The following is a 25261-nucleotide window of genomic DNA, read 5'->3' on the forward strand; positions in this document are numbered from 1 at the left end:
GGAACGCGTGCCGCACATGCCGGACCCGTGCGGGAGGATTGCTAGCACCATGTCGGCCGCACGCCAGGACCGGGTCATCGACATCGTGCTCGACGAGGACACGATGGCGGCGCGGTCGGCGGAAGCCGAGCACGAGCGTCAGGTGGCGATCTTCGACCTGCTGGAGGAGAACAGCTTCACGCTGGCCGGGCTCGATGGTCCGTACCGCCTGCATCTCGCCATCCACGAAAGCCGGCTGGTGTTCGACGTCCGCCACGAAAGCGGCCGCAAGCTGCGCGACATCGTGTTGTCGTTGACCCCGTTTCGCAAGGTCGTGAAGGACTATTTCATGATCTGCGAAAGCTACTATGCGGCGATCAAAAAGCTCAGCCCGTCGCAGATCGAGGCCTTGGACATGGGCCGCCGGGGCTTGCACAACGAGGGCTCCGAAGTGCTGCGCGAGCGCCTGGCCGGCAAGATCGACGTCGATTTCGACACGTCGCGGCGGCTGTTCACGCTGATCTGTGCCTTGCTCGCCCGGGCTTGACGGGCTCCCGATGAGCGAACTGCCCTCCAGCGTGCTCTTCGCCTGCACGTTGAACTCGGTGCGCTCGCCCATGGCCGAGGCCCTGGCCAAGCGCTACTACGGCAGGCGCGCGTATTTCGATTCGGCGGGCGTGCGCGCCGGCGATCTCGATGGCTTCACCGTGTCGGTGCTGGATGAGGTCGGGGTCGACATTCATCGCCATACCGTGAAGACGCTGGACGAGATCGATCCTTCGGAGTTCGAGCTGATCATCACGCTCTCGCCCGAAGCGCATCATGCGGCGCTGGAGCTGACGCGCGATGCGGCCACGCAGGTGGAGTACTGGCCGACGCCCGATCCGAGCGTCATCGAGGACGACCGCATGCGGCGGCTGGAGGCCTATCGGCAGGTGCGGGACATGCTGGGGCGGCGCATGCGGCAGCGCTTCGGCGCCAGCGGCGCGGTCGAGGTTTGATGCCGCGGCGTTGGTCCTGCCGCCTTGACTTCACCCCGCCCGGACGCCATCAAGTGGCGCCGCCGCCGGCATGGCCGGCGGCTCCATCGATGTCCCAGCGCCAATCGTGCCGACCTTGACCGCCTATCCGCTCGTGCTGGCATCGGCCTCGCCGCGGCGCCTCGAATTGTTGCGCCAGATCGGTGTGACGCCGCATGCCGTCGATGCGGCCGACCTGGACGAAGCGCCCTGGCGCGCGGAGCTGCCGGCGGCCCATGCTCAGCGCCTGGCCATGGCCAAGGCGCAAGCCGTGGCTGTGCGGCACCCCGGTTGCATCATGCTCGGTGCCGACACCGTGGTCGCCTGCGGCCGGCGTATCCTGCCCAAGGCCGAGACCGAGGCTCAGGCGCGGCAGTGCCTGGCGCTGTTGTCGGGCCGGCGGCACCGCGTGCTGGGCGGTGTCTGCGTGATGGGGCCGGGGAACGTGCAGCGCCGGGCGCTGGTGACGAGCGCCGTGCGCTTCAAACGCTTGAGCGCCACCGAGATCAATGCCTACATCGCCAGTGGCGAGTGGCACGGCAAGGCCGGCGGCTATGCCATCCAGGGGCGGGCCGCAGCGTTCGTGGCGTTCATGTCCGGGTCGTACAGCAATGTCGTGGGCCTGCCGCTGCACGAGACCGTCAACCTGCTGAGGGGCGCCGGATGGTGGCGCGACACGGCATGACGAGATACCACCGCGCGGCCGCGGCGGCCCGGTTGGCGCCGGGGCGCCAGCCATGAGCAGCATCGACCGCCTCGTCTGTCATGAGACGCCCGGCGCGACGCTGCTGGCGTCGCTGTCGGGCGGGCGGCTGGTGGAGGTGGCGGTCGCCACCAGGGACCATGCCGATCTGACGGGCGCGGTGATCCTGGGCCGTATCGAGCGCTTCGTGCCCGAGCTGGACGCTGCCTTCGTGGATATCGGGGCGGCTCGCGCCGGCTTCCTGCGGCGCACCGACATGATGGGCTTCGACGGCGAGCGTCCGCCGGCGGGCCTGCCGATCCTGGTGCAGGTCACGCGCGATGCGCTGGAGGACAAGGGCGCGCGGCTGACGATGAATCTCGGCCTGGTCGGACGCTATCTGGTGTTCCACCCGCATGGCGAGGGCACCCAGTTGTCGCGCCGGGTGCCTGACAGCGCTGCGCGCGACCGGTTGCTGCAGGCGATGGGAGATATCGGTGCCGATGAAGGTGGCTGGGTAGTGCGCACCGCCGCCGCCGGCGCGCCGCGCGAAGCCGTCGTGAACGAAGGCCAGGGATTGCTGGTTCGCTGGGACGGCCTGCGCACGCGCGCGCTCGCACAACGTCCGCCGGTCGTGCTCGTGTCGGAGCCGCACCCGTTGCTGCGGGCCGTGCGCGACCGCGGCGGCACCCTGGCCGAGATCGTGCTGGATGACCGGGCGCTGGCGCTGCAGGCGCGCCGCACGCTCGATTCGTTCGACGATCGCGGTGAGCTGCGGCTGGTGATCGGCAATGGCGATGTGCTGGATACGCACGACGTCGCCGGCCAGATCGAGGCCGCGCTGCAGCCGCGGATGGTGCTGCGATCGGGGGTCGAGATCCTGTTCGAGCCCGGCCGCACGCTGTGCGCCATAGACGTCGACAGCGGTTCGGCCGGGATGCGGCAGGGACAAGGGCCGCGCACCGCGCTCGAGGTCAACCTCGACGCCGCCGAAGAGATCGCGCGGCAATTGCGCTTGCGCAATATCGGCGGCATCGTGATTGTCGATTTCATCGACATGCGGGCGCAGGGCGACCGGGCCCGGGTGCAGGCGGTGCTGGCCGAACGCGTGGCCGACGATCCGGTGCCGACGCAAGTCGTCGGGATGACGCGGCTGGGCCTGATGGAGATCACGCGGGCGCGCCGCGGCCCGAGCCTGGCGCAGGCGCTCGATGCGTTCGAGCGTGCCAACGCGGCGGGCGTGGCCGGACCCGCCGACCGCGGCAACACGGCAGAAGAGTCATGAGCGACCGACCGTCGCTGCGCATCGTCAGACGTCAGGCGAAATGCCCGATTTGCGGCAAGCCTGTCGAGGCGGCGCATCGCCCGTTCTGCTCGAAGCGTTGCGCCGACATCGATCTTGGCCGCTGGCTGAACGAGAGCTATCGCGTGCCTGCCCATGAGCGGCCGGCTGACGACGGCGACGACGAGGACTGACCGCACGCGCCGTCGGTCTTGCTCGGCCCATCCCTATGCCGTGCGTGGCGTGTTCAGGAGGCGGCGGGAGGCGAGCGAGACTCCGCCGCCGACGATCCAGATGCTTCCGACAACCAGCTTCACGATGAAGCCTGCCTCGTTGGCGGCGAGCGCCCCAAGGCCGATGTTGAGGATGCCGAGCGTCAGCCCGACCCAACCCATCACCGCGAGCTGGTGCCGGTACTTGACAACGAATTCGGCGTGATCGCCCTTGAAGTTCTTGCGCATCCAGCCGCTGCGCACCTTGCGCGCCTCGATCGGGGTCCAGACGCACAGCACCAGCGCCGCCAGGAGCGTGATCAATTCCAGCATGTCCGTCTCCCCGGCGTCAGAAGCTGCAGCCATAGGCGGCGGATAGCGACGTCTTCATCGTCTCCATGGTCTGGCGGCAGGTGCCTTCCATCTGCCCCTTCGACTCGGGGCTGCTGGCCAGGGTCTGCTTCCAGCTCGAGCGCATCTGGTCGATCGACTCGAGGATCGTGCCGCGCTGCGCGGCCGGCATCTTGTCCCTGGCGCAGACCGCGTACTTCTCCAGGAACTCGTCGCACACCGCGATGCCGACCTTCTCCTGCGCCAGCGATGGCGTTGCGGCAAGCATGACAGCGCCCAGCACCATGCCGGGAATCAACGAACGCATTTGGCCTCTCCTTCACGTCGTGCTGAGCAACATGAGCAAGCGCCCGCTCGGCGGTGAAGGAGGTGCCTCGCTGGACCTGAAGGGTCCAGCGCACGATTGTTTCGTTTGTTGCTGCTGTTTCGTCCGTTACTGAACGGACAGCCCGTACAGCTCGGCGACGTTGTCGTGCAGGATGCGGTCGCGCACGTCGGCCGACAGGTGGCTGGTCTGCTCCGCGATCACCTTCTGGCTGTCGGGCCAGGTCGAGTCGCTGTGCGGGAAGTCGCTGGCCCACATCAGGCGCTCGTGGTTGACGTGGTTGGCGAACTGGAATGCCGTGAAGTCATCCTGGAACGTCATGAAGATGTTTTCGCGGAAATAGTCGCTGGGCATCTTCTCCAGCTCGCGGCCCTTAAGCCAGTGCCGGTGCCGCTTGTAGGCATGGTCCATGCGGTACATGTAATGCGGCGCCCAGCCGGCATCGGCCTCGGCGCACACCACCTTCAGCTTGGGATGCCGCATGAAGACGCCGGAGAAGACCAGCATTCCCAGGATGTCCTGGTTGCCGCGGATGATCGACAGGAAGGCGTTGATCTTGGGGCCGCGCGGCTTGGCGAGGCCGTCGGTCTTGGAGGTCAGGATGTGGAACGACAGCGGCAGGGCGAGATCGACGGCGGCTTCCCAGAACGGGTCGTAGATGCGGCTGTCATAGTCCTCCTGGCCGGGGAAGCCGGGGAGCATGACGCCCTTGAAGCCCATCGCCTTGATGGCGCGCAGATCCTCGATGCCTTCCTCGACGGTGCGCACCGCCGTCTGCCCGAGGCCGAAGACGCGGCCGGGGGTCTGCTCGCAGAAGCTCTGCAGCCAGCGATTGTAGGCCTCCATGCAGGCGCGCTTGTAGTCGAGATCCTCGTGGTTGCAGAGCACCATGCCGACCGAGGGATAGATCAGCTCGGCGGCGACGCCGTCACGGTCCTGGTCGGCCAGGCGTGCCTCGGCGTCCCAGCCGCCGCGGTGCAGCTCCTCGAAGCGGGCGCCCGTGGTGCTCAGCTCGGCGGGCGGCCGGCCGGCGCCCGACGAAAGGGAGACCGGAATGGTCGAGGTCATTCCGGGGACGATGTACATGTCGCCGCGCACGGGATCGCGGGTCATGCGCGGGGCGCGGTCGCGATAGGCCGGATCGATGTGGTCGATATAGCAGTTGGGCGGTTCGGTGATATGCGAATCCGCCGAAATCGGCCGCTTGGGCATCGCGTTTCCTCCGAGTATCGGGCCTTTTGTGACGGAAGTGTCACTGCCGAGATGGCGCCTTGTAAAGGCGCCAGGGGCATCCTTTCGGCAAGCCTGCCATGATGCGAAGGCCGCGTCGCGAGGCGAAAGCGCGATCGGCGCCGTGCCTCTGGACAGGCGATGGGCCGTTCCCTATAAGCGTCACCGCCAACCGGCGGGCAGCCCCGCCGCACCCCAGGATCCGGCACAGCGATGATGCCGGTGATCGACGGGCCCAGGTAGCTCAGTTGGTAGAGCATGCGACTGAAAATCGCAGTGTCGGTGGTTCGATTCCGCCCCTGGGCACCATCCTCTTTTCAATCAGGCGCGATCTTGGATTGGGCCTCGATTAACGCCTCTGCCGGTCGTGGTGCGCGGCGATCAGGCGCGCCACGGCCATCGTGACGCGCTTGCCTGTGGGAATGTGCAGGAATTCGTTGGGCCCATGGGCATTGGAGTGAGGGCCGAGCACACCGGTGATGACAAACTGCGTGCGCGGGAATTTCTCGCCCAACATGCCCATGAACGGAATCGAGCCGCCTTCGCCCATGTAGGCCGGTGGCTTGCCGAAGGCATCCAGTGATGCCTGTGCCACCGCCGCCTCGAGCCAGGGTGCAAGCGCCGGTGCATCCCAGCCGCTCTGTCCATCTTCGGCCTCGAATTCGACCATGGCGCCGTACGGAGGGTCCGCCTCCAGCGCCTGCTTGATCGCCTGCACGGCCGTCTTGCCGATAAGCGTTGGCGGTATGCGGACGCTGAGCTTGGCGGTCGAAACCGGCAGAAGCACGTTGCCGGCATTGCCGGGCGCAGGGTAGCCGTCCATTCCAACGACGGCGAGCTGCGACCGCCAGGTGCGGTTGAGGACCAGTTCCTCGGTGTCGTCCCGCATCGGCCGCGTCGATCCCGCAAAGGGAAAGCGATCGTAGACGGCATCGCCGAGTATGCGGGCCACCTCCCTGGCTTGTGCGATGCGTTGCGGCGGGACCTGAACACGGAGCTCGGATAGATTGATCTCGCCGGTGTCCTCGTCCTCGAGGCGCGACAGGAGGCTGCGCATGATGCGAAAGGAGGAGGGCACGACGCCCGACGCGTCGCCGGAGTGCACACCCTCCGTCAGCACGCGCACCGTGAGTGTGCCGGCTGCGATTCCGCGCAGGGATGTGGTGAGCCACAGCCGTTCGTAATCACCACAGCCCGAGTCCAGACATATGACAAGTGACGGGCTCCCGATGCGGTCGATGAGATGGTCGACATAATAGGGCAGATCGTAGCTGCCGGACTCCTCGCACGCCTCGATCATGATGACGCAGCGAGCGCGCGGCACCTTCTGCTCGTGCAGCGCGCGAAGCGCGGCCATGCATGCAAAGATCGCGTAGCCGTCGTCCGCGCCGCCGCGGCCATAGAGCCTGTCGTCCTTTAGGACCGGTTGCCAGGGGCCGAGTCCCTCCGACCAGCCGACCATTTCAGGCTGCTTATCGAGATGGCCGTAGAGCAGGACGGTGTCGCTGTTGTCGTCGCCAGGCAGATCGATGAGCAGAAGGGGAGTGCGCCCCGGCAGCCGGATCACCTCCAGCGTGGCGCCTGCAAACGCGCCGAGCTGCTGTCGCGCCCAGTTTTCCATCAGCTTCACGGCGTCTTCCATGTAGCCGTGTTCCACCCAAAACGGATCGTAGGCAGGCGACTTGTTGGGAATGCGGATGTACTCGGTAAGCGGGGGCAGTATCGAGCCCTCCCAGAAGGTCTCGACGAAATGCGTCAGGCGGGCGATGTCCATTCAAGCGTTCCCATTCTCAATCTAGGCCGACGTTGCTGGGACGACAGTAAGCGGGCGATCCGAATGAGGGAAGTTGCTTGGTTCGAGAATTCGGGCCGTGGTGACTCTTGCTGCAAACAGGGTGTTCGAGTCGTCCGCGATTCACTCGTTGACTCGAGCCCGCTCATGCGCAGTATTCTTTTTCAAGAATAGAATTCTTTATAGAGAATATCAGCGCCCATGGATTTCTCCTTCTCCGAGCAGCACGTCGCCGTGCGGGACACCGTGCGGCGCCTGTGCCAGTCAGAACATCAGCCGCTGATCGCGGCGGCAGAGGAAAACGAGGTTCTGCCGCGGCATGTGTTCGCGCGCTGGGGCGAGCTCGGCCTGCTCGGCGTCCGCTACCCTGAAAGCGACGGCGGCAGCGGCCTCGACAAGATCAGCGACTGCATCGTGCGTGAGGAGCTGAGCTATATGAGCCAGGGCTTCGCGTCGAGCTGGTCGGCGCACAGCCATCTCGGGATCTGGCCGATCTGGAAGGCCGGCACGGACGCGCAGCGGCAGCGCTTTTTCCGGCCCGCGGTGCAGGGCAGCAAGATCGCTGGCTTCGCGCTCAGCGAGCCCGACGGCGGCTCCAACATCCGCGCGCTCAAGACGCGAGCCGAGCGCGTCGCCGGCGGCTGGCGGCTGAACGGCAGCAAGCTCTACATCACCAACGCGCCGATCGCCGATTTCCTGTTGGTCGCGGCGCGCACGGCGCCCGAGCTCAGGGGCGATGCCGTCAGCCTGTTCATCGTCGAGCTGCCGGCCAAGGGCATGGTCATCCACAAGCTGAAGAAGGAGGGCATCCGCGCCTCCGAGACCGGCTTGATCCATATCGAGGATGTCTTCGTGCCCGACGACTGCGTGCTGGGCGAGCGCCTGGGCACCTACCCGGTGATCCTGGAATCGCTCAGCGAGAACCGGGTCGGCGTCGCGGCCAACGCGCTGGGCATGGCACGCGCGGCGTTCGATGCGGCCACCGCCTACGCGCGCGACCGCCTGGTCGCGGGCCGGCGCATCGGCGACTACCAGGCGATCGGGCACAAGCTCGCGGAGATGTCGGCCCAGATCGAGGCGGCCCGGTGGCTCGTCTACTACGGCGCCTGGCGCGTCGACCAGAACACGCTCGATGCGGCGACCGCGGCGCGGGTGAAGCTGATCGCGAGCGAGACCGCGGTGGCCGTGAGCGAGCAGGCGATCCGCATCCACGGCGGCGCCGGGATCATGCGCGAGTATCCGGTGGGCCGTATCCATCGCGACGCGCTGGTCTACGTGATCGGCGAAGGCACCAGCGAGATCCAGAAGAACATCATCCTGCGCGAGCTCGGCTTCAAGCCCTGAGCCGCCGCGCATCCTCTTCGCATCGTCCTATACGACAACCAAGGGAGGAACCGCGCATGAAGATCATCCGCTGGCTCGCCGGCTTCGCTGCCGTCGCGAGCCTCCTGGCTGCCGCCGGGCCCGGCGCGGCGCAGCCCTGGCCGAGCAAGCCGATCCGGCTCGTTGTGCCCTATGCAGCTGGCTCCGGCAGCGACATCGTTGCGCGCATTGTCGCCGACCCATTGTCCCGTGCGCTGGGCCAGCCGATCGTCGTGGACAACAAGCCCGGCGCCAACTCGACCGTCGGCACCGAGGCCGTCGTGACCTCGCCGCCCGACGGCTACACACTGGGGCTGATGACGAATGCCGGCCTCGTCGCCAGTCCGGCCGGGCTGACCGGCGGCGTGCGCTACGATCCGGCCAAGGACCTGGGCTACGCCACGATGGTCGGATCGGTCACCTATGTCTGGGTCGTCAACACCGATGTCGCTGCCAGAACCGCGCCTGAGCTGATCCGGCTGATCAAGGCCAGCCCCGGCAAGTTCAACTATGCCAGCGGCAACACCGGCGGCATCGCCTACGGCGGCACGATCAAGAACACCTACCAGCTCGACATGACGCACGTGCCCTACAAGTCGGTGCCGCCGGCGCTGGTCGACCTGATCGCCGGCAACGTGCAGGTCATGGTGGCCGACGTGGCCGCGTCGCTGGCCATGATCAGATCTGGCAAGGTGCGCGCGATCGGCGTGCCTACGGCGCAGCGCAACCCGCTGCTGCCCGACGTGCCGACCTTTGCCGAGAGCGGGCTCGCGACGCCGCCCGACATGTCGGGCTGGTGGGTCCTGGTCGCGCCCGCCGGCACGCCCGATCCGATCCTGGATCGCCTGAACCAGGAGGTCGTGCGGATCCTCAACACCGGGACGGTGCGGTCTGCGCTGCTGCAGGCCGGCATCGTGCCGACACCCTCGACGCGCCAGCACGCGGTGCAGTACCAGGAGGAGCAGCTCCAGGTCTGGAGGGCGATCGTCAAGGATCTCAACCTCAAGGCCGAGTGAGCTGCGCGAGCACGATCCGATGCCCCCTGGCGAGCCAATGCCCGAGAAGCTGGTCGGCGCTCTGATCAGCGGCCTCGCCGTGCTGCGTTACCTGGTGGCCGCGCAGGCGCCTGTCGGGGTCACCCGGATCGCGCGGGATCTCGAGCTCAACCCGAGCACGTGCTTCAACCTGCTCAAGACGCTCGTGCACGAGGGGCTGGCGGTGTTCGACGAGGCCACCAAGACCTATGCGGTCGGCATGGGCTTGCTGGCGCTGGCCAAGGGTACGCTGGAGCCGGTGAGCTACATCGCGATGGTGCGGCCCCACTTGCGCGAGGTGGCGGTGAACCATCGCGTGACCTGCACGCTGTGGCACGTGATGCGGGGGGAACGCGTGGTGCTGGTCGACCGCGCCGACAACGATGCGGCGATCAGGGTCCATATGAGCATCGGGCAGCGCCTGCCGATGTACATCGCGGCGTTGGGCCGGTGCATGGCCGCGCATTCGGGGTTGACTCCGTCAGAGTTGCGCGCGCGTTTTGCGAGGCTGCGCTGGGAGGACGAACTGACCTTCGAGACCTATCTGGCCGAGGTCGAAGAGGTGCGCAAGCGTGGCTATGCTGTCGACCTGGGTCGTTATGTGAAGGGCGTGACGACAGTTTCGTCCGTGGTGCTCGACGCGCTGGACAAGCCGGTGATGGCGATCAGCGCGGTCGGTTTCGGTGCGCAGATGAGCAAAGCCCGCGTCAAGGCGCTCGGCGAGGATCTCCGCCACCGCGCGGCCGGGATTTCGGCTGCGATGGCTGGTCAGAGCCGGTCCCGCAGTTGAGAGCGGAGGCGACAGATTTCGATCGGCTTGAGCATGCCGTTGGTCGATGCTAGGTCGACACTGCGGGGACACCAGACGGAGGGCAGGATGCCGCTGCGATGGACGGTGGACCACGGCGCCAAGCTCATTATCGCAACGGCAAGTGGTGGGCTCGCGCGCCAGGATTTCGAGAGCTACATGGCTGCCGTGGCTGCGGAAGGCGCCGTCGGCTACCGCGTCCTCTTCGATGCGCGGTCGGCCACCGCCGATCTTCGGCCAGGCTATCTCACCGCCTTGAGCCAGGCCGTCAAGGATAGAAGGCGAGACGACGTGTCGGACGGCCGGATCGCGCTCGTCGTCGGATCGGACGCGGAGCAGGAGATGGGCGGATATTTCATCGACCGGACGGAAGGCCAGCGCGCGTGCCGTCTGTTCCGGGACGTCGAGGATGCCAGGGTTTGGCTCGGCGCACCGCCGCTGCCGCAGAACGTACCGGCTATCGGTGGAGGGTGAGGCCGCGACTGTCATCCCGAGCGCAGCGAGGGATCTCCCGCGAATGGCGCACCGTGCGTCGCTTGCTCCTTCGCTGCGCTCGGGATGACGGGTGTGTCAGCAACCAGCGACTCCAGGCCCCAGCACGACGTCACCCGGCCTTCTGTCCTCACCAGGCACGGCGGTGGGACGGAAGGCCTGTCTGCTATGAGCGCGGCGGCATGAGCTGGCTGCCCAGCACGCGAGCGCGGCCTGAGGCCTGATCCAGAGGGGCCATCACACAACGGCCTTGCATCAGCGCCGCGTCGATGAATGTCGGTTGTCCGCTCATGATCTGGACGACGAGCGGCGCTCTGGCGCCGCGGCAAGTCAGGGTGTGCGGGCCGCTTGCCAGGTCGACGCGCGTGTATGTGTTCTGTCCCAGTGTCGCGATCGACCGCGTATCGAGGCCGAGATCGAGGCCGTAGGCGCTCATCTCGTCGTTCGTGCGCACCACGTACAGCGCGCCCATCCCGGGATTGGTCCCGAACCGCTTGGCGTCGGCGTCCGTGACCGTCGTCACCGGCGGATTGGGCGTGCACGCCCCCAGGATCGCTGCACAAGACAACACGAATATCGCGCTACGCAAGGAACGCCTCCATCAGGTCCGATGGAGGGTAGCATGGCAGGCGCGGCGAGGAGAACAGCGAGACATCGTTGGGTACCCGCCGTCGTTGCCGCCGCCGCCGATCGGTCCCAGGCGCGAATCGCGGAACAGCCGCTGTATCTCGCGCTCCATTGAGTAGCCTGCGCCGCAGGCCGCGATGCATATGCGCTCCAGTTCAGCCCGCGCATCAGCGCCTTCCAGGTGCCGTTGAAGCCCTTCGAGCAGGGCCCGCGCAGCCCGCAACGGGAGTTGGTGCACCCCGGTTCGCTCCTGGCGATAGCGGTATCGGCGTGCCGCAGCGATGGGCCACCCGCTCTGTCGGACCAACGTTGGCCTGTGAAGTCTCGGGATCGCCGGTGTAGTGTGGCATCGGGTCCGACAGCGATGTCGACCGAGCCGAGGAAAGCTCTGATGGCCAGCCGACTTGCCGCCACGATGGATCGCCGCCGCCGGATCCGCAAGACCGTGCGCTACCTTGAGGCGCAATTGGAGGTGCAGCCGGATGTGCGGCTGTCGCTGGACGAGCTGGCAGACGTGGCCTGCCTGTCGCCGTACCATTTCATCCGCCTCTATCATCACGCGGTTGGCGAGACTCCGCAGGCGACCGTGCGGCGCGTCAAGCTGCGGGCAGCGCATCACCGCCTCATTGTGGATCGCAACGCCAGTGTCACCATGGTGGCGCTTGACACTGGCTACGACAACGCACAGGCCTTTGCGCGCGCGTATCGCCGTCAGTTCGGGGCGCCCCCCAGCATCCGCGCATCCGCCACGGACCGGCGCGCCGCGGTGGATGTGTCGGCGATCGTGTTTCCCCGAATGCGGCCGTGTACGCGGCAGATCGGCTCGCTGGCGGATCCCTGGGTGGCCTTCGACGAGTTGGTCGGCCACCTCACGCTGCAAGGCCTCCCCAAATCCAGCGAACGCCTGCTGGCGGTGCTGTCGCCGGACAGCGCCTTCACCCACGCCTGCGTCCTGGACAGCGCCAACACCCGCGAGCCGCTCCCGTTGGCGCGGCAGGCGGTAGGTGGCGGATGGCATGCCTGCCTGCGTGGCCTGCCACAGGAGGTGTGGCACCGCGCGCAGCACGACTTCCACTTGGCGGCGCTGCGATGCGAGGACCGGCCGTTGCTGTTGTACTATCTCAACGACCCCTCGTACCGGTTGGACGACGAGCAGCGCATCGAGCTCTTCGTGCCGCTTCGGCCGGACGCCGCGGTCGACGAGATCGCCCGGGCATTCCCCCTCACGACCACCGCCGGCGCCATCGCCGCGTAGGGTAGTGGCAACGCGGCGCAATTGCGCAATCCCGGCACTGCGGACCTGACTCCGCTTCGCTAGCGTCTGCTCCCGCGCACGAGCCGCAGGGCCTGCTGCAGGCAGGCAACAGCGTCGGGGAGGGGTCGTGGATCGCAGACGTTCCGGTGTGCCAGCGATGGCCTTGACGCTGTCGGCGCTGATGACGGCAGGCAGTGCCGCCGCCCAGACGTCGCCGCTGCCGCCCCAGCTCCCGGCGGCCTATGTCGAGGCCATCCGCTCCCCATTGCGCCATCCGCTGCGCGAAGCCGGTGTCGTGCGCAGCCGCCAGACGGCCGGCGCGCGGGCCGACGGCACACCGTTGATGGTCGACCTGACGCTGCCGCGGCAGGAGGCGGGCAAGCCGGTGCCCGTGGTGGTCCTGGTCCATGGCGGCTTGTCGGACGAGGCGCCGATCAAGCCGTCGGCATGGCAGGTCTATCGAGACTGGGGCGCGGTCCTTGCGGCCAGCGGCGTGGCGGCGGTGATGTTCGATCACACGCTCGGTGTTCCCCGGCGTCGGCTTGACCAGGCGATGGGGGAGGTCGACGCTGTCCTGGCGTGGTTGGCGAAGGAAGGGGCGAGCCGCGGGCTCGACCTGCAGCGGGTGCGGGCCTTCGTCTTCTCGGCCGGCGGCCTGCTGGTGCCCGAGCTGCTGAGCGACGGCCGTCCGGTCCGCATCGACAGCGTGGCCATGTTCTACCCCTCGACGGGCATCGTGCCGGGCAGCCCCAGCGCCGCCGTCGTCGATGCGGCGGTCGGCGAGCGTATGAGCCTGCGCGCCGCGGCAGCAAGGCTGGCCAAGCGGGGCACGCCGTTGCTGATGCTGCGGGCGGGAAAGGATGAGATCCCCGGCCTGCTGGCGATGCTCGACGAGACGACGACGGCGCTGCTGGCCGCTGATGCGCCGGTGGAGGTCGTCAACCTGCCGGCGGCGCCGCACAGCTTCGACTATCGCCTCGATCGGCCCGACGTGCGCGCCGGCATCGACCGGGCGCTTGCCCTGGCCGGCCGTCCCTGATCCGGCCAGCGGCAACCGCGCGGGGCAAAGACATCATGCAGGCCTATATCATTCGGCGATTGCTGGCGCTCGTGCCGACCTTGCTGTTCACCAGCGTCATCGTGTTCATCACCGTGCGCCTGATCCCCGGCGATGTCATCGATCTGATGCTGACGGAGAACGACATCGGGGCGACCCGGCAGTCGCGGGTGCAGATCGAGGCGGCGCTCGGCTTCGACAAGCCGATGCACGTCCAGTACTTCCGATGGATCGGCGCTGTGCTGCTGGATGGCGATCTGGGGCGCTCCCTGTGGCAGACCACGCCGGTCACCGAGCTGGTGATGGAGCGCCTGGCGGTCACCTTTGAGCTCGGGCTTATGGCGCTGCTGATCGCGCTCATCGTCGCGCTGCCACTCGGGGCCTACTCGGCGATGCGCCAGGACACAATCGGTGACTATGTCGGCCGTTCCTTCGCCATCCTGATGCTGGCCATCCCCGGGTTTTGGAAGGCCACCATGATCATGGTTTTCCCCTCGATCTGGTGGGGCTGGGCACCCGAGGTGGAGTTCACGCCGTTTCGCGATGATCCCCTGCGGCATCTGGGCCAGATGCTGATCCCGGCCGCGATCCTGGGCACGGCGATGTCCGCGGTCACGATGCGCATGACGCGCACCATGATGCTGGAGGTGCTGCGGCAGGACTATATCCGCACCGCCTGGGCCAAGGGGCTGGGCGAGAAGCTGGTTGTGATGCGCCATGCGCTGCGCAACGCGCTCATTCCCGTGGTCACGGTGATCGGCCTGCAGGCGCCGCTGCTGATCGGCGGCACGGTCATCATGGAGCAGATCTTCGTCATCCCCGGCATGGGCCTGCTGCTGCTGGAGGCCGTCAGCCAGCGTGACTACCCGATCATCACCGGTGTCTTCCTCGTCGTCGGCGTGGCTGTCCTGCTCATCAATCTCCTGGTGGATCTCAGCTACGGGCTGCTCGACCCCAAAGTGAGGTATGCCTGATGGTCGAGGTAGCCCAACCCGCAACCGGCGCGCTGACGTCGCGGCGGCGCGACGCTGGCCCTTTCGTGCGCTTCATCGTGCGTTTGGTGCGCGAGAAGCCGCTGGGCGCGTTCGGCGCTGCGATCTTCCTGCTGTTCCTGGCCTGCGGCCTGCTGGCGGACGTGGTCGCGCCGCACGGCATGAACCAGATCAACCCAATTGCGCGTCTGAAGCCGCCGTCACTGCAGGCGCCGCTGGGAACGGACAGCCTAGGCCGTGACATGCTGAGCCGGGTCCTCTACGGCGCCCAGCTCTCGGTGATCATCGGCTTCTCGGCCGCGGCGATCGCCACGGTGATCTCCGTCGTGCTGGGAGTCCTCACCGGGTATCTCGGTGGCAAGGTCGACATGGTCGTCCAGCGCTTCGTCGATGCCTGGATGAGCTTCCCGGACCTCGTCCTTCTCATTGTCGTAGTGTCCGTCATCGGACCCGGCATGCCGCAGGTGATCGGGCTTCTGGGCCTGCTGTTCGGCATCGCCGGGTCGCGCATCGTGCGCGGTGCCGTCATCTCGGTGCGCGAGAACATGTACGTGCACGCCGCGCAGTCCACCGGGGCCAGCACTCTACGCATTCTGTGGCATCACATTCTGCCCAATGTGACGCCGATCGTGATCGTGCTCTTCACCACGCGCGTCGGTGCCGTCATCCTGGCGGAGTCAGGTCTGTCCTTCATCGGGCTGGGCGTTCCGCCGCCGGCCCCGACCTGGGGCGGCATGCTGAGCGGTGCCGGTCGCGTGTTCATGTACGACGCGCCGTGGCTGGCGCTGGCGCCGGGGATCTGCCTCACGCTCGTGGTGTATGCCGTCAATGTGTTCGGCGACGCCCTGCGCGACCTGCTCGATCCGCGCCTGCGCAGCGCCCCATGAGCATTTTGAGGAACAGGGAGGGAAAGATGAGCAACAGCAAATTGCTGCAGGTGGCCCGCGCTGGCGCCATGGCGTGGACGTTGGCCACGGTCGCCGGCAGCGCGGCGGCGGAGAACGGCGAGACTCCGCGGTATGGCGGCGCCCTGAACATCGGGTCGGTGTACGTCACGCTGAGCGCCCTGTCGTGGGATCCCTATGATTGGAACTGGAAGGTGAACCACGATACGGGCTTCTATTTCGAGCAGCTGATCGCTGGCGACCTGTCGAAGTCGCGGAAGAACGGCGGCAAGCACCGGTTCGTCGCCGACGCCTCGCTGCCAAGCGACGGCTTGCGTGGCGAGCTCGCGGAAAGCTGGGAGTGGGAAGCCAACCCCCTGGCGCTCGTTTTCAAGCTGCGCCGCGGCATCATGTGGCCCGAAAAGCCCGGCGTGATGAAGACCCGCGAGTTCGTGGCTGATGACGTTGTGTTCAGCTTCAACAGGCTGAATACGAGTCCGCGGAAGCAAGCTGACTACTTCGACTTTGTCGACCGCGTCGAAGCGCGCGACCGCCACACGGTCGTCTTCCACATGAAGGCGTTCAACGCCGAATGGGGTGCGCGATTCGGATGGGGCTACAACTCGGCGATCGTGCCAAAGGAGCTTGTCGATGCCGGCCCGAGCAACTGGAAGAACGCCACCGGCACCGGGCCGTTCCAGATCGCCGAGTTCGTCCAAGGCGGATTCCAGACCTACGTCAAGAATCCAGATTATTGGGACAAGGAGCGCATCGGCAATACGGACTACAGGCTGCCGTTCGTCGACAAGGTGACCTATCGGACGATCAAGGACACGGCCACGCAGCTCACCGCGCTGCGTTCCGGCAAGCTGGACATCCTGGAAAGCGTCGGCTGGCGTTCTGTGGACGAGCTCAAGAAGAGCGCGCCGACGCTGCTCTGGAGCAAGCGGCTATCGACGCTGGGCCAGTATGTCGCGTTGCGTGTCGACTCCAAGCCGTTCGACGATATCCGCGTGCGGCGCGCGCTCAACATGGCCGTAAACAAGGACGAGATCGTTGCCGCCTACTACGGCGGCAACGCCGAGATGCTCGGTTTTCCCATGTATACGGACTGGACCGGCTATTATCAGCCGCTCGCCGAGATGCCGCCTTCGGTGAAGCAGCTGTTCACCTACGATCCGCAGAAGGCCAAGGAACTGCTGAAAGATGCCGGCTATCCCAACGGCTTCACCACGAAAATGCAGTTCTGTACCTGCTCACCCGCGCATGGCGATCTGGCGCCGATGATCGCGGCCTATCTCGAGAAGATCGGGGTGAGGATCGAGCTGCAGCCCATGGAGTACGGTGCGTTCCTCTCGGCCATGACGACGCGCAAGAACGCCCCCATGTACCTGATGAACAAGGGGCACACCAACCCGACCATGACCATTCGCACCAACTTCGTGACGGGCCAGTTGTGGAATCCGTCGCAATGGAGCGATGCGGCGTTCGACAGGAAGATGGCCGATGTCTACGCCACCCGCGATGAGGCCGAGCGCCAGCGCATGCTGCGCGAGATGACCGTGCATATGCTTGATCAGGCCCCGTACATCTGGCTGCCGACCGCTTATCTCTATGCCGCGTGGTGGCCCTGGGTGAAGAACTACGATGGTGAGCTGTCTGTCGGCGCTGTAAGGCCGGGGCCGATCTATGCCCGGATCTGGATCGACCAGGAGCTGAAGAGGAAGATGGGCTTCTGATCGCCGGCATCCGCTTTTCGACAGGAACTGAAATGGCCGGATCCATGACTTCTCCTCTCCTGCAGGTTCGCGGGCTGACGGTTCAGTTCCGCACCGATCGCGGCTTTGTCAACGCGGTCGACTCGGTGTCCCTCAACGTTGATGCCGGAGAGACTCTGGCTGTCGTCGGCGAAAGCGGCTCGGGCAAGAGCGTCACGGCACTGTCGCTGCTGCGCCTTGTGCCGAGTCCGCAGGGACGTATCGTCGCCGGCGAGGTGATCTTCGACGGCCAGGATCTGCTGACGCTCGACGACAGGCAGATGCGGGCCGTGCGAGGCAACAGGATAGCCATGATCTTCCAGGAGCCGATGTCGTCGCTCAACCCGACATTGACCATGGGGCTGCAGGTTGCCGAACCATTCAGCATCCACGACGGCACGCCATGGGCGGCCGCCTTGGGCAAGGCCAAGACGCTGCTCGACCGCGTGCGCATCCCGGACTCCGGCGCACGCTTGGCGGCCTATCCGCATCAGTTCTCGGGCGGCATGCGGCAGCGGGTGATGATCGCGATGGCGCTGGCATGCCGGCCTCGCATGATCATCGCCGACGAGCCCACCACGGCGCTAGACGTGACTGTGCAGGCGCAGATCCTGGATCTGCTCAAGGAGCTGACCCAGGAGACCCGCTCGGCGCTAATTCTGATCACTCACGATCTGGGCGTAGTGGCGCGCTACGCCGATCGCGTATGCGTGATGTATGCCGGCCGGATCGTGGAGACGGGAACGGCGCGAGACATCTACGAACGCGCGAGCCACCCCTACACCAGGGCGTTGATGGCCTCGATACCAAGGCTCGATCGCGACACGGCCACGCGCTTGGAGCCTATCGAAGGCTACCCGCCGAGCCTGGCGCAGCTGCCGCCCGGCTGTGCCTTCCACCCTCGCTGTCGCTTCGCGGCTGATCCCTGCGGGCGGCGCGTACCCATGCTTGAGAAAATCGGGGAGCGCCACCATCGGGCGTGCTTCGTCGATGCCGCCGTCTGAGAACGACGCGCCGCTCCTCTGTGTCGAGAGGCTAAAGGTGCATTTCCCACTCTACAAGGGCGTCATCTTCAAGCGCCGTGTCGGCGCGGCGCAAGCAGTCGACGGCGTGTCCTTCACCCTGCGCGCCGGCGAGACGCTCGGGCTGGTTGGAGAATCGGGTTGCGGCAAGTCGACGACCGGTCTCGCCGTGCTGCGCATGACCGAGGTGAACGATGGCCGCGTCGTCTTCGAAGGCCGCGACATCACCCGTCTCGACCGCGCCGGCATGCAGCCGATTCGGCGGCGCATGCAGATGGTCTATCAGGATCCCTACGGCTCGCTCAATCCGCGGATGCCGGTTGCCGATATCATCGGCGAGCCGCTGGCCGTGCATGGCCTGGCCCCGGGAAAGGCGGAACGGCGCGAGCGTGCGCGTGAGCTCCTTCAGATGGTGGGGCTGCGAGCCGACATGATCGACCGCTATCCGCACGAGTTCTCCGGCGGCCAGCGGCAGCGCATTGGCATCGCCCGCGCCATTGCCGTCCATCCCGGCCTGCTGATCTGCGATGAGCCGGTGTCGGCGCTGGATGTGTCGATCCAGGCACAGGTCGTAAACCTGTTCGAGGATCTGCAGGAGCGATTCGGGATGGCCTACATCTTCATCGCCCATGACCTGGCCGTGGTGCGTCATGTCAGTGATCGCATTGCCGTGATGTATCTCGGCCGGATCGTCGAAGTCGCCGCCAGCGCCGATCTGTATCGCCAGCCATTGCATCCGTACACGCAGGCGCTGCTCGCCGCAATTCCGATCCCTGACCCGGCGGCTGAGGCGGCGCGTCCGAGGCAGATCGTCGCCGGCGAGGTGCCCAGCGTGCTGCGGCCACCCTCGGGGTGCCGGTTCCATACACGTTGCCCGAAGGCCATGCCGGTCTGTGCCCGGATCGAGCCGGTGCTGGCCGGTGAGGGCGGCACGCATGCCGTCGCCTGTCATCTCCACAACGCCGTCGAAGGAGAAGCTGCGTGAGCGAAGATTTGACCATCCGTCTGGAGATCGAAGCCCAGGTCGCGCGCTTCGTCGCGCTGATCAACGGGGACGACGTCGACGCCTTCGCGGCGCTATACACAGAGGACGCGCTGATCATGGTCCCCGATCATGAAACGCTGGTCGGCCTCGCCGGTGCAGTGCAATTCGCCCGGCGTGCGCAGGCGCGCCGGCCGGCGCGGCTGGCGCTGGTCACGCACGAGGTCGGCGGTTCGGGCAACATGGCCTGGGAGCGCGGCAGCTCTCAGTGGGTGGCAGCCGATGGCACGGTGCTAGATCCTGGCAAATACGTCGTGATCTGGAGGCGCACCAACCGCGGTTGGCAGCTTCATCGTGACATCATGAACGCTGACCGGCCGACGACGGCGCGGTGATGACCGATGATGCCCCTGCCGGAATACGATCACCTCGATGGGCTGGCCATGGCGGCGCTGGTGAAGGCCGGTCAGCTCCGGCCGAGCGATCTGCTCGAGGCGGCGCTAGCGCGCGTGGCGCGATGGAATCCCCACGTCAACGCGCTGTCGGCCAGCTTCCCTGAGCGGGCGCGGCGGGCGATCGACGCTGGTCTGCCCGACGGGCCGTTCCGGGGCGTCCCGTTCCTGCTCAAGGATCTGTCGTTGCTGCTGACAGGCACGGCGACGACTATGGGATCACGGCTGTTCGCGATTTTGTCGCCGACCACGACTCGACGTTGACGAAACGGTACCAGCAGGCTGGGCTCGTGATCTTCGGCAAGACGACAACGCCGGAAATGGGCCTTGCCGTCTCGACCGAGACGACTCTGACCGGCGTCACTCGCAATCCCTGGAACACGGCGCGGACGGCGGGCGGATCGTCGGGCGGAGCTGCGGCGGCGGTTGCGACGGGGATCGTGCCGCTGGCCCATGCCAGCGACGGTGGCGGCTCGATCCGTGTTCCGGCGTCGGCCTGCGGCGTTTTCGGCCTTAAGCCGACGCGCGGGCGCACGCCCGCCGGACCGGATGCCGGCGAAGGGTGGGGAAGCCTTGCGTGTCAGCACGTGATCTCGCGCTCCGTGCGCGACAGCGCCGCTGCGCTGGATGCGACACATGGCATGGCACCGGGCGACCCCTATTGCGCGCCGCCCGCGCCAGGATCTTTCCTGGAAGCAGTGGCTATCCGGCCCGCCCGCTTGCGTGTGGCGCTGCAGCCTGCGCCACTCGGCGGCGCCACTGTAGCCCCTGCGTGCCGCGATGCCGTGGTCGAGGCGGCGAAGCTGCTCGAGGCCCTTGGCCACGACGTCGAAGAGGCGATGCCGCCGGGCGACGCGGATGAGCTGGCGGCGGCGCTCTGGGTTCTGGTGGCGAGCAATGTTGCGCAGGCGTTCCACCGGCGAGCGACAACGCTCGGGCGCACGCTGCGTCGCGCCGATGTGGAGAGTGTGACCTGGGCCGCCGTGGAGGCGTCGGCGGCTATGACGGCCGAGGCCTATGCCGCAGCGCAGCAGACAATTCATCGGCAGGGTCGGCGGATGGCGGCGTTTCACGAGCGCCACGACGTGGTGCTGAGCCCGACCCTGTCGGCGCCGCCGATTCCGCTCGGGCCGCTGCACATGGACAACCCCAAACCCGAGTACTTCCGCCGTACGCAGCGCGAGTTCTCCCCCTTTACGGCACTGTACAACACGACTGGCCAGCCGGCGATGTCGGTGCCGCTGTCATGGACATCAGACGGTTTGCCGGTGGGCGTCATGATCGCTGCGCGTTTCGGTGACGAGGCCACCCTCTTCAGCCTCGCCGGTCAGCTCGAGCAGGCCGTGCCGTGGCACGGCCGGCGCCCGCATCTCCCGGCGTAGATGCATCGCTCCGCATCCGCGAGCGAGGGGAAATCTACTCGACAGTGATCTTCGCCTTGGCGACGATCGCGGCCAGCTCGGCAGTTTCCGACTTGACCTTGGCGGCGAAGGCGGCGGGTGTCTGGGTCAGCACGCCGCCCTGCATCTCGAGCTTGGCGCGCACGGCGGGCACCGCCGTGGCCGCGATGACCTCGCGGTTGAGGCGGTCGACAATGCCCTGCGGTGTGGCCTTGGGCACGAAGAGCCCGACCCAGAACGTGATGTCGAAGCCGGGATAGCCCAGCTCGGCGACCGTGGGCACGTCTGGCAGGGCCGGCAGGCGCTGGCTGGAGGAGACTGCGAGCGCACGCAGCTTGCCGGTCCTGACATGCGGCACGGCCGCCATCGTGTCGAAGATGGCGATCACTTCCTTGGAGAAGATCGCTGCCTGGGCTGCCGCCGCGCCGCGGTAGGGAACATGCATCATCTTGAAGCCGGCGCGGTCGCCCAGCAGCTCGAAGGCCAGATGCGTGATGTTGCCGACGCCGGCCGATCCGAACGGCACCGCGCCCGGCTTTGCCTTCACCAGCGCCAGGAAGTCCTGGAACGTCTTGACCGACGCGGTCTCCGGGTTGTCGGGATTGACCGCCAGGATCAGCGGCACGGCAACGACGGTGGTGACCGGCGTGAAGTCGCGCTCGGGGTCGTAGGTCAGGTTCTTGAACAGGGTCGGGTTGAGCGTGATCGAGCTGCTGTTGCTGACAAAGATCGTATGCCCGTCCGGCTCGGCCTTGGCCACGGTCTGGGCTGCCAGCATGCCGTTGGCGCCGGTGCGGTTGTCGACGATGAAGGTCTGGCCCAGCGTCGTGGTGAGATGCTCGGCCAGCACGCGGGCCACGACGTCGACCGTGCCCCCGGGGCTGAAGCCCACCACCATCTTGACGCCGGTGGTCGGATAGGTCTGGGCCTGCGCCGTGCCGGTTCCGCACAGGGCGCCGAGCGCGAGCGTAGACTTGACCAGGAAACGCCGTTTCATTGCATGTCCCCCCGATTGCGCTGTGGCGACGCTACAGTCCCATCAGCTTGGTGATGATGTTGCGCTGGATCTCGTTGCTGCCGCCCCCGATCGGCCCCAGGCGCGAATCGCGGAACAGCCGCTGCATGTCGTGCTCCATCGAGTAGCCGGCGCCGCCCATGACCTGCATGCCGATATGGGCGCACTCGAAGTCGTTGTCGGTGGCCACGATCTTGGCGATCGCGGTCTCCATGCGGGCATCGGCGCCGGCGTCCATCATCTCGGCGGTGCGATAGGTCACCAGCCGCGCCATCTCGGCCTTGATGCGCATGTCGGCCAGCTTGTGCGCGATCACCTGGAAGCGGGAGATGGGCTGGCCGAACTGGATGCGCTGGGTGGCGTAGTCCTGGGCGATCTCGACCGCCTTCTGGGCATTGCCGGCGCCGCAGGCCGCGATGCACATGCGCTCCAGGTTCAGCCCGCGCATCAGCGCCTTCCAGGCGCCGTTCTTGGCGCCGATCAGGTTGCGGCCGGGAACGCGCACGTTGTCGAAGAAGATCTGGTTGGTATGGGTGGTGTGCCGGCCCATCGTCTCGATCGGCTTGATGGAGACCCCCGGCGCGCGCGTGTCGACCAGCAGCATGCTGAAGCCGCTATGGGCGGGACGCACGTCGGGGTCGGTCTTGACCACCAGCACGAGATAGTCGGCGACATGGGCCGAGGTGATGAACCATTTCTGGCCGTTGACGACGTAGTCGGGGCCGTCGGCGCGGGCGTAGGTCTTGATCGAGGCCGCGTCCGAGCCCGTCTGCGGCTCGGTGAGCGCGAAGGCGAGGTACAGGTCGCCCTTGATCATCGGCACCATGTAGTCTTGGCGCAGGCCCTCGCTGTCGCTGTGCAGAAGCTGCAGGCCGGCATAGATGACGCTCGTCATGTAGGTCGTGCCGAAGCAGGCATAGTGGTACGACAGCGTCTCCAGCAGGATGGCGATGTCCTTGTAGCCGCCGCCCAGGCCGCCGTACTCGGTCGGGTAGGGCAGGCCGAGCCAGCCATCCTTGGCCAGCGCCCGATAGGCCTCGGTAGGCCATCCGTCGGTGCGGTCGAGCTCACGGATCTTCGCCGGCGGCAGGGCGCGCTCCGCCAGCTTCAGCAGGCTCTGGCGCATCATCTTCTGCTCGTCGGTGAAACCGAAGTCGTTGAACAATGGCATCGGCGCCCCCTTCGCTCCCGGCTGGTCACTGACCGGGGCACTTGCTAGTACAAGTCGCGTCAAATGTCATCTGCTAACTGTTGACAGTATTGGTTTGCGATGTAGGCTCCGGGCATCGTCATGCAGCAGCATCGAGGCGGTATTGCCGGAGCATCCAGCGTCCTCTCCCGACATCGACACGCGCATGGGCGGGTGGACCGGCGTCGGCTATGGCGACATCGAGGTCGGCAGCGCCCTGCCTTCGCGTGTGTTCGTCATCACGCCCGACGACATGCGGCGCTTCAGGCAGTGCCTGGGCGAGCCGCCGCGCGAGGTCACGGCAGGCGAGCCGGTGCCTGTCTTCCTTCTCAACGAGCTCAAGACGCTGAAGGCGCATCTTCGGCTGCCGCCAGGCGTGCTGCATGCCAAGGAGGAGCTTGTGCTGGAGCACGGCGTCGCGGTGGGGGAAGCCCTGGAGATGCGCGTGCGGATCGCCGACAAGTACATCCGCAAAGGCAAGCGCTTCGTCGTCGTCGAGCAGGCCGTTCATCGCGCGCAGGATCAACGCCGCGCCGTGACCGTGCGCCATGTCCTGTACTGGCCATGCTGACGGCACGCGATCTGTCGCCGGGCAGGCGGTTCGAGCGTGCCGGCCCCCCGATGGTTCAGGCCGCCTTCAACGATTTCGGGGCGCTGCTGGGCACCGATGCGCCGATCCACGTCGATCCTGACTACGGCGCGCGAACCGTCTATGGCGGCACCATCGCCCAGGGCATGCTCCTGCTGGCGCCCGTCGAGACGTGGCTGTGCGACCTGTTTGGTCGAGAGGCCTGGCATGGCAGCGGCGGGCTGAAGGCGACGATGCTCAGCCCGGCGCGGGCTGGCGAGCGGGGCGCAATGGTCCTGACGGTGCGGTCGGTCGCTGCCGGCCGCGCGACGCTGGACCTTTCCATCAGCCGCGCCGATACGCTACTGATTGCGGGCGAGGTGAGCATCACGCTGTCATGAGCCAGGATCCCCATGCGGTGCCGGTGGACCGCGGTCGTGCCACGCGCGACCGGTTCGGCACGCTGGCGGCCGGCGATGACGTCGATGTCGTCACGCTGGCCAGCACGGACGGCCTGCGTGCCCGGATCCTGACTTACGGCGCCACGCTGGCCGCCCTGGATGTTCCCGACGGCAGCGGCAGGTCGCGCAGCATCGTGCTCGGATTCACGACGCTCGAGGACTATTGCCGCGCGCGGGGGCATTTGGGCGGCACGATCGGCCGCTTCGCCAATCGCATCGCAGCAGGCCGCTTCCGCCTCGACGGTGTCGACCATGCCTTATCGGTGAACGAGCCGCCCAACACGTTGCATGGCGGCAGGAACGGCTTCGACGCAGCCGTCTGGCGCCTGGACGCGCTGGCGGCGGATGTGGCACCGTCGGTGACGCTCGCGCATGTCAGCCCTGACGGCGACCAGGGCTTTCCGGGACGCGTGGAAGCGCGCGCCCGCTATACCCTGGAAGGAAGCACGCTGCGGCTCGACTACACCGCGACGACGGATCGCCCGACGGTGATCAACCTCACCAACCACGCCTACTTCAATCTCGCCGGCGCCGGCTCAGGCGATGTGCTTGCGCACGAGCTGCAGATCAACGCCGACGCCTTCCTGCCGGTCGATCGGCATCTCATTCCAACGGGTGAGGTTCGGCCGGTGGACGGAACGCCGTTCGATTTCCGCACACCCATGCCGATCGGCGCGCGCATCGCTGAGGCCGACGAGCAGCTGGCGCTGGCCCACGGGTACGATCACACCTTCGTCCTGCGATCCACAGGTGCGGCTGGCCCACGCCTTGCGGCGCGCGTGCGTGAGCCTCCGTCGGGGCTCGCGATGGAGGTCTGGACCACGGAGCCGGGCGTGCAGTTCTATAGCGGCAACGCCCTGCGCGGCCTCGATGTCGGCGCCGAGGGCCGCGCCTATGGACCGCGCGCCGGCCTTTGCCTGGAGACCCAGCACTTCCCCGATTCACCGAACCAACCCGGCTTCCCCTCGACCGTGCTGCGGCCGGGGGATTCGTTCCGGTCGACCACGCTGCTGCGTTTCACGCGGCCCTGAT

General features: G+C 67.0%; 27 protein-coding genes, 1 tRNA gene and 1 pseudogene. 22 read left to right on the plus strand and 7 right to left on the minus strand.

Annotation, left to right across the window (positions count from 1 at the left end; all coding sequences use genetic code 11):
* The first annotated feature begins 49 nt into the window (after window positions 1-49).
* The 5 genes from FHP25_RS09650 to FHP25_RS09670 all read left to right on the plus strand — a co-directional run bounded on the left by FHP25_RS09650 (window position 50) and on the right by FHP25_RS09670 (window position 3156).
* Window positions 50-526, plus strand: coding sequence for a UPF0262 family protein (locus FHP25_RS09650; RefSeq protein ID WP_147846712.1), 477 nt, complete (start codon window positions 50-52; stop codon window positions 524-526).
* Between the two features lie 10 nt (window positions 527-536).
* The gene (locus FHP25_RS09655; RefSeq protein WP_147846713.1) at window positions 537-980 is read left to right on the plus strand and encodes an arsenate-mycothiol transferase ArsC; all 444 of its coding nucleotides are present in this window, start codon (window positions 537-539) and stop codon (window positions 978-980) included.
* 70 nt (window positions 981-1050) lie between these two features.
* On the plus strand, window positions 1051-1683 hold the full coding sequence (locus tag FHP25_RS09660) for a Maf family protein (RefSeq protein ID WP_147846714.1): 633 nt from the start codon (window positions 1051-1053) through the stop codon (window positions 1681-1683).
* 52 nt (window positions 1684-1735) lie between these two features.
* Complete coding sequence (locus tag FHP25_RS09665) at window positions 1736-2965, plus strand: ribonuclease E/G (RefSeq protein ID WP_147846715.1); 1230 nt, start codon at window positions 1736-1738, stop codon at window positions 2963-2965.
* Window positions 2962-3156: a DNA gyrase inhibitor YacG gene (locus FHP25_RS09670; protein WP_147846716.1), complete on the plus strand. Its 195-nt coding sequence runs from the start codon at window positions 2962-2964 to the stop codon at window positions 3154-3156. The genes FHP25_RS09665 and FHP25_RS09670 overlap by 4 nt, the downstream gene beginning before the upstream one ends.
* Window positions 3157-3189: 33 nt before the next feature.
* Here the strand turns inward: FHP25_RS09670 and FHP25_RS09675 are convergent, their stop codons facing one another.
* The 3 genes from FHP25_RS09675 to FHP25_RS09685 form a co-directional block, all read right to left on the minus strand.
* Window positions 3190-3507, minus strand: a complete 318-nt coding sequence (locus tag FHP25_RS09675; protein ID WP_147846717.1) for a hypothetical protein — start codon at window positions 3505-3507, stop codon at window positions 3190-3192.
* A 16-nt stretch (window positions 3508-3523) separates the two neighbouring features.
* Complete coding sequence (locus FHP25_RS09680) at window positions 3524-3832, minus strand: hypothetical protein (protein ID WP_147846718.1); 309 nt, start codon at window positions 3830-3832, stop codon at window positions 3524-3526.
* Window positions 3833-3958: 126 nt separating this feature from the next.
* On the minus strand, window positions 3959-5062 hold the full coding sequence (locus FHP25_RS09685) for an amidohydrolase family protein (protein ID WP_147846719.1): 1104 nt from the start codon (window positions 5060-5062) through the stop codon (window positions 3959-3961).
* Between the two features lie 251 nt (window positions 5063-5313).
* On the opposite strand from FHP25_RS09685, the gene FHP25_RS09690 reads away from it, so the two are divergent.
* A tRNA-Phe gene (locus FHP25_RS09690) sits at window positions 5314-5389 on the plus strand.
* Between the two features lie 40 nt (window positions 5390-5429).
* Here FHP25_RS09690 and FHP25_RS09695 read toward each other — a convergent pair.
* Window positions 5430-6854: a M20 family metallopeptidase gene (locus FHP25_RS09695; protein WP_147846720.1), complete on the minus strand. Its 1425-nt coding sequence runs from the start codon at window positions 6852-6854 to the stop codon at window positions 5430-5432.
* A gap of 219 nt (window positions 6855-7073) precedes the next feature.
* On the opposite strand from FHP25_RS09695, the gene FHP25_RS09700 reads away from it, so the two are divergent.
* The 4 genes from FHP25_RS09700 to FHP25_RS09715 all read left to right on the plus strand — a co-directional run bounded on the left by FHP25_RS09700 (window position 7074) and on the right by FHP25_RS09715 (window position 10550).
* Window positions 7074-8216 (plus strand): acyl-CoA dehydrogenase family protein, encoded by a 1143-nt coding sequence (locus FHP25_RS09700; protein WP_147846721.1) that lies wholly within the window; start codon window positions 7074-7076, stop codon window positions 8214-8216.
* Window positions 8217-8272: 56 nt separating this feature from the next.
* Complete coding sequence (locus FHP25_RS09705) at window positions 8273-9250, plus strand: Bug family tripartite tricarboxylate transporter substrate binding protein (RefSeq protein ID WP_147846722.1); 978 nt, start codon at window positions 8273-8275, stop codon at window positions 9248-9250.
* A gap of 37 nt (window positions 9251-9287) precedes the next feature.
* Window positions 9288-10058 (plus strand): IclR family transcriptional regulator, encoded by a 771-nt coding sequence (locus FHP25_RS09710; RefSeq protein WP_218578300.1) that lies wholly within the window; start codon window positions 9288-9290, stop codon window positions 10056-10058.
* Window positions 10059-10145: 87 nt separating this feature from the next.
* Entirely contained in the window at window positions 10146-10550 is a 405-nt protein-coding gene (locus FHP25_RS09715) for a hypothetical protein (protein ID WP_147846724.1), read from the plus strand.
* A 184-nt stretch (window positions 10551-10734) separates the two neighbouring features.
* Here FHP25_RS09715 and FHP25_RS09720 read toward each other — a convergent pair whose 3' ends face one another.
* Complete coding sequence (locus tag FHP25_RS09720) at window positions 10735-11157, minus strand: hypothetical protein (protein WP_147846725.1); 423 nt, start codon at window positions 11155-11157, stop codon at window positions 10735-10737.
* A 429-nt stretch (window positions 11158-11586) separates the two neighbouring features.
* Between FHP25_RS09720 and FHP25_RS09725 the strand changes: the two genes are divergently transcribed.
* From FHP25_RS09725 to FHP25_RS09765, 9 genes and pseudogenes are all read left to right on the plus strand, one after another.
* Window positions 11587-12450, plus strand: a complete 864-nt coding sequence (locus FHP25_RS09725) for a helix-turn-helix transcriptional regulator (RefSeq protein WP_178133419.1) — start codon at window positions 11587-11589, stop codon at window positions 12448-12450.
* A gap of 127 nt (window positions 12451-12577) precedes the next feature.
* The gene (locus FHP25_RS09730; protein WP_147846727.1) at window positions 12578-13489 is read left to right on the plus strand and encodes an alpha/beta hydrolase family protein; all 912 of its coding nucleotides are present in this window, start codon (window positions 12578-12580) and stop codon (window positions 13487-13489) included.
* A 35-nt stretch (window positions 13490-13524) separates the two neighbouring features.
* Window positions 13525-14481, plus strand: coding sequence for an ABC transporter permease (locus tag FHP25_RS09735; protein WP_147846728.1), 957 nt, complete (start codon window positions 13525-13527; stop codon window positions 14479-14481).
* A complete protein-coding gene (locus FHP25_RS09740; protein WP_147846729.1) occupies window positions 14481-15386 on the plus strand; it encodes an ABC transporter permease in 906 nt (301 codons plus the stop codon). The genes FHP25_RS09735 and FHP25_RS09740 overlap by 1 nt, the downstream gene beginning before the upstream one ends.
* Window positions 15275-17122: an ABC transporter substrate-binding protein gene (locus FHP25_RS09745; RefSeq protein WP_218578302.1), complete on the plus strand. Its 1848-nt coding sequence runs from the start codon at window positions 15275-15277 to the stop codon at window positions 17120-17122. Before FHP25_RS09740 ends, FHP25_RS09745 begins: the two co-directional genes overlap by 112 nt.
* 32 nt (window positions 17123-17154) lie before the next feature.
* Entirely contained in the window at window positions 17155-18144 is a 990-nt protein-coding gene (locus tag FHP25_RS09750) for an ABC transporter ATP-binding protein (protein WP_218578303.1), read from the plus strand.
* A complete protein-coding gene (locus tag FHP25_RS09755) occupies window positions 18131-19147 on the plus strand; it encodes an ABC transporter ATP-binding protein (protein WP_147846730.1) in 1017 nt (338 codons plus the stop codon). The genes FHP25_RS09750 and FHP25_RS09755 overlap by 14 nt, the downstream gene beginning before the upstream one ends.
* Entirely contained in the window at window positions 19144-19539 is a 396-nt protein-coding gene (locus tag FHP25_RS09760) for a YybH family protein (RefSeq protein ID WP_178133420.1), read from the plus strand. Before FHP25_RS09755 ends, FHP25_RS09760 begins: the two co-directional genes overlap by 4 nt.
* A 48-nt stretch (window positions 19540-19587) precedes the next feature.
* A pseudogene (locus FHP25_RS09765) lies at window positions 19588-20978 on the plus strand (amidase).
* A 34-nt stretch (window positions 20979-21012) separates the two neighbouring features.
* On the opposite strand, the gene FHP25_RS09770 reads toward FHP25_RS09765, so the two are convergent.
* A complete protein-coding gene (locus FHP25_RS09770) occupies window positions 21013-21993 on the minus strand; it encodes a Bug family tripartite tricarboxylate transporter substrate binding protein (protein WP_147846732.1) in 981 nt (326 codons plus the stop codon).
* Window positions 21994-22024: 31 nt separating this feature from the next.
* Window positions 22025-23182 carry an acyl-CoA dehydrogenase family protein gene (locus FHP25_RS09775; RefSeq protein WP_147846733.1) on the minus strand — a complete coding sequence of 386 codons (1158 nt, stop codon included), beginning with the start codon at window positions 23180-23182 and terminating at the stop codon, window positions 22025-22027.
* 184 nt (window positions 23183-23366) lie between these two features.
* Between FHP25_RS09775 and FHP25_RS40735 the strand changes: the two genes are divergently transcribed.
* Genes FHP25_RS40735 through FHP25_RS09785 form a run of 3 tightly spaced genes read left to right on the plus strand, consistent with a single transcriptional unit; the run spans window position 23367 to window position 25260 of the window.
* Window positions 23367-23771: a hotdog family protein gene (locus FHP25_RS40735; protein ID WP_178133421.1), complete on the plus strand. Its 405-nt coding sequence runs from the start codon at window positions 23367-23369 to the stop codon at window positions 23769-23771.
* Complete coding sequence (locus FHP25_RS40740) at window positions 23765-24169, plus strand: MaoC family dehydratase (protein ID WP_178133422.1); 405 nt, start codon at window positions 23765-23767, stop codon at window positions 24167-24169. The genes FHP25_RS40735 and FHP25_RS40740 overlap by 7 nt, the downstream gene beginning before the upstream one ends.
* A complete protein-coding gene (locus FHP25_RS09785) occupies window positions 24166-25260 on the plus strand; it encodes an aldose epimerase family protein (RefSeq protein WP_147846735.1) in 1095 nt (364 codons plus the stop codon). Before FHP25_RS40740 ends, FHP25_RS09785 begins: the two co-directional genes overlap by 4 nt.
* The last annotated feature ends 1 nt before the right edge of the window (window position 25261 follow it).

Source organism: Vineibacter terrae (genome assembly GCF_008039615.1).
GTDB lineage: Bacteria > Pseudomonadota > Alphaproteobacteria > Reyranellales > Reyranellaceae > Vineibacter > Vineibacter terrae.